Below are 2,821 nucleotides of genomic sequence, written 5' to 3'. Positions count from 1 at the left end.
GCGCCGACGCGCGCTCCGGTGAACGTGACGCGTCGTTGGTGACCACCAGAAACGGCTGATCGCGTGCGATGAGATGCGACACCGCCTCGGCGGCTCCCGGCAACGCACCAGCCGCGTTCACCAGCACGCCGTACGCGTCGAACAGGATGGCGTCGTGCCGGTCGGCGAGGGCGGCAAAGGTGATGTGCTCGGGCGACTGCCCGTGATCCACGTGGACCATCGTGTCGTGCAAACGGGTGGGCAACAGGGAAAAGGCGCGCTGAACTGGTTCAAAAGTGCCATCGGATTGCTCCATTTGCCTGCTTACGCGTGCCTTTCTGCATAAATCCTGCCAAATGGAACGCGAATCCGCCCTTGCGCATTGCTTCGCGCGTTAGACCCGGGTACCTTTCAATTCAGCGATGCACGCGCAGCAGTTCATACAGGCGCGTGGACAAGTTCCGAATCTTACGGGCCTGCCAAAGCGAGCGGGCCCGTTTGTATTTGCACCGTAGCCATACTGTCATGGCGCCCATCGTGAGGGCGATCACGAGTACGTGGAAGTCGGTATCGTTTTGCATGGGCGCCCTCGGGCGAAGTGCTCCGACAGATCCAGCATTGATCCATCATCAGGAGTACACAGCATGCGCACGACCGGCACCGTAAAGTGGTTCAACGACGCCAAGGGCTTCGGCTTCATCACGCCCGCCAACGGCCAGAAGGACTGCTTCGTCCACCACTCGGCCATCCAGGGCCAGGGCTTCAAGTCGCTCACCGAAGGCGAGACTGTCGAATTCGACATCGTGCAGGGCCAGAAGGGCCCCGCCGCCGAGAACGTCACGCGCGTTCGCTAAGCGATACGGTTGCTCCTCGTGGTTGCGCGTCACGCGCAGCCACGAGGGCTCGTATTGCGCTCTCGGTTGCTGATGCGTTTTGCGCAGGGCGACCGAAGTGCCCCTTCGGAAGTCCGCCAAGCCGTCTCAAGTAACGGAGGTTTCGTGATCGACCACGCTGCACCAGTGGCACCGTCGGATAGCCGTTTCGGTCCCGACCGCACGAACTTCCTCACGTCGCACCGCGCGCAGTCCGTTGGCGCGCGTGAATTCGGCAAGTTTGCCGATTCGGTGGTAGCGCTCGCGCGTCGCGCGGCAACAGAGGCTGGTTGCGAAGCGCCCACCCTGCGGATGTCCCCCGATCGCTGCATCGTGCAGCTTGGGCCCGTGGCCCTGACGGTCGCCCACATCCGTACCGGCAACGATGTGCCCCCCGGAGGCCAGCTGCTGGCCATCATCTGGAACGGCATCATCGCCCCGCGTGGTGACCATGTCCCCGAGCGTACCGGTGCGCGCCGCGTACCGCCGCCGCCGGTCTCCGTGTGGGAAGAATCGCTCGTCGTGTCGGCCGCTACGGAGACCAGCTGGCACTGGCATCCGAACGGCATCGACTCCACCGGCTACACGTCTCCTGAACTGGCCGAGCGGTGCGTGGCGCAGCTGCAGACCGCGTTCGACGCGGCCCTGCGCGACATGCCGCCGGAAGTTCCCCTGTCCTGATCGCCCGCGGGAGGGCGCATGAAGCAAGACATGATCGAATTCGAGGGCACCGTCACGGATGTCCTCCCCAGCACGATGTTCCGCGTGAATCTCGAAAACGGCCACGAGATCCTGGCCACGGTGGCCGGCAAGATGCGCAAGTTCCGCATCCGCATCCTGGCCGGTGATCGCGTGACGGTGGAAGTGTCGCCGTACGATCTGAATCGCGGCCGCATCACGTTCCGCCACAAGTAAAAATCGCGACACGGTCGGCCTCGCCGACCGACATCGGATTGACGCAGGAGCGGATGGCGCATGTAATTCTCGCATGCCCTCCGCTTTCGTCTTCCCGTCCCGTTGGAGCACGCCCGCGCTGGGCGCGGTGCTCGCCGTGTTTGCGCCGGCGCTCCACTCCATGCCGGCCCAGCCGGCGCCCGGCGTCGCCGCGGCGTTTCATCGGCCGCGGCTCGCACGCCTCGATTCGTCCATCAATGCGCTCGTCGCCGAGCAACGCATCCCCGGTGCGGTGGTGCTGCTCATCAAGAACGGGCGCGTCGCCTACGAAAAGGCGTACGGCGCGCGTGACGTGTCAAGCAAGGCACCGCTGCGCAGTACCGATATCTTCCGCATGGCGTCGCAGACGAAGGCGATCACGTCCGTCGCGGCCATGATGCTCTGGCAGGAAGGCAAGTTCCAGCTCGATGATCCCATCGATCGTTATCTGCCGGAGTTCCGCCGTCTCACCGTGCTCACGAAGTTCAACGCGGCCGATTCGAGCTACGAGGCGCGGCCGACGAACCGGCGCATCACGGTGCGGCAGCTGTTCACGCACACGGCGGGCTTCGACTACCCCGGCATCGGCAGCGACGAATTCAAGGCGATCTACGCAAAGGCGGGTGTATCGTCGGGGATCAGCGAGCGCAACGGCGCCACGCTCGCCGAGGGGATGCGCGCGCTGGCGAAGCTGCCGCTCCGCTTCGAACCGGGGGAGCGCTTCAACTACAGCGTGAGCATCGATCTGCTCGGTCGCCTGGTGGAAGTGTGGTCGGGGCAGTCGCTCGATGCGTTCTTCCGCACGCGCATCTTCGGCCCGCTGCGTATGACCGACACGTACTTCGCCATTCCCGCGGCCAAGGCGTCACGCCTCGTGTCACTGCACGAAGAGCGCGACGACAAGGTGTATGCGATGGCGGTGCCGAAGGCGGGCGAGGCGGCACTCGATCCCAACTGGTCCACGAAGCCCGTCACCTACTTCGCCGGTGGCTCGGGGCTGTCCGGTACCGTGCACGACTACGCGCGGTTCCTGCAGA

At 64.8% G+C, this 2,821-nt stretch carries 4 protein-coding genes and 1 pseudogene; 4 read left to right on the top strand and 1 reads right to left on the bottom strand.

The features are described 5' to 3' along the window. A pseudogene (locus ACIQ6O_RS15890) lies at positions 1–244 on the bottom strand (hypothetical protein); the annotation flags it as partial. 379 nt (positions 245–623) lie between these two features. On the opposite strand from ACIQ6O_RS15890, the gene ACIQ6O_RS15885 reads away from it, so the two are divergent. The 4 genes from ACIQ6O_RS15885 to ACIQ6O_RS15870 all read left to right on the top strand — a co-directional run. Beyond that, complete coding sequence (locus ACIQ6O_RS15885; protein WP_306521348.1) at positions 624–833, top strand: cold shock domain-containing protein; 210 nt, start codon at positions 624–626, stop codon at positions 831–833. Positions 834–977: 144 nt separating this feature from the next. Continuing rightward, positions 978–1,532, top strand: a complete 555-nt coding sequence (locus tag ACIQ6O_RS15880) for a hypothetical protein (RefSeq protein WP_396208748.1) — start codon at positions 978–980, stop codon at positions 1,530–1,532. Positions 1,533–1,550: 18 nt separating this feature from the next. After that, positions 1,551–1,766, top strand: coding sequence for a translation initiation factor IF-1 (gene infA, locus ACIQ6O_RS15875; RefSeq protein WP_396208747.1), 216 nt, complete (start codon positions 1,551–1,553; stop codon positions 1,764–1,766). Positions 1,767–1,839: 73 nt separating this feature from the next. Then, positions 1,840–2,821 (top strand): serine hydrolase domain-containing protein (locus ACIQ6O_RS15870; protein ID WP_396208746.1); only part of this gene is annotated, 982 nt, incomplete at its 3' end.

The organism is Gemmatimonas sp. (assembly GCF_044345575.1).
GTDB lineage: Bacteria > Gemmatimonadota > Gemmatimonadetes > Gemmatimonadales > Gemmatimonadaceae > Gemmatimonas.
The sequence above is the reverse complement of the archived record's forward strand: the minus strand, read 5'-3'. Positions and strand labels throughout refer to the sequence as shown.

Excerpts from the sequence above, each read along its gene's own strand:
- infA (WP_396208747.1), top strand. The coding sequence starts at position 1,551 with ATGAAGCAAGACATGATCGAATTCGAGGGCACCGTCACGGATGTCCTC.
- ACIQ6O_RS15885 (WP_306521348.1), top strand. The coding sequence starts at position 624 with ATGCGCACGACCGGCACCGTAAAGTGGTTCAACGACGCCAAGGGCTTC.